The 472-nt window shown below is 69.7% G+C and carries 1 protein-coding gene; it reads right to left on the reverse strand.

Translation table 11 applies throughout. From position 1 onward, the window contains the following. Nucleotides 1–88: 88 nt before the first annotated feature. Entirely contained in the window at nucleotides 89–304 is a 216-nt protein-coding gene (locus KUF83_RS03485; RefSeq protein ID WP_217453034.1) for a DUF6243 family protein, read from the reverse strand. Nucleotides 305–472: the final 168 nt, after the last annotated feature.

Consider the following 472-nt stretch of genomic DNA (forward strand, 5'->3'; position numbering starts at 1 on the left):
GCCGCGCCCGGTGCGGCAGCAGGGCCCGGACCGCGCGTCGCGGTCCGGGCCCTGCCCCGTGCGCAGCCGCCCGTGCGGTGGTGGTGTGTCAGCCTTGTGCGGTGTCGTCGCCCGTCTGCCCGGCGTCCTCGGCGGTGCCTGCTTTCTCGCGCATTTTGCGCACCAGTTCCGCCTTCCGCTCGGCTGCACCCTGGCGGTCGAGATTGCGGTGCGGACCGTTGTTCTGCCGCTCGGCGCGGGACAGTTTTTTGCGCTGGCCGCCGCCCTGGCCCACGGGGTTGTTGATGTTTTTGCTTACGGTCATGGGTTCTCCCGGTTAATGATGTGGAGTGATCTGCGGATTCATCGGTGGGGGACGGGCGGCGGCGTCGAAGGACGTCGGCGGGGGCCCGTCACGCGCTCACCGGTGAACCGGCGTCTGGAAGAACATGGCAAAGACGTTACCGGGTTCCGCCGGCCCCGCACACCAGCC

This window comes from Streptomyces sp. BV286 (genome assembly GCF_019090165.1).
Taxonomy (GTDB): domain Bacteria; phylum Actinomycetota; class Actinomycetes; order Streptomycetales; family Streptomycetaceae; genus Streptomyces.

Bases quoted from the DNA above. Each gene is read 5' to 3' on its own strand.
- KUF83_RS03485 (WP_217453034.1), bottom strand. From the start codon at position 304: ATGACCGTAAGCAAAAACATCAACAACCCCGTGGGCCAGGGCGGCGGC.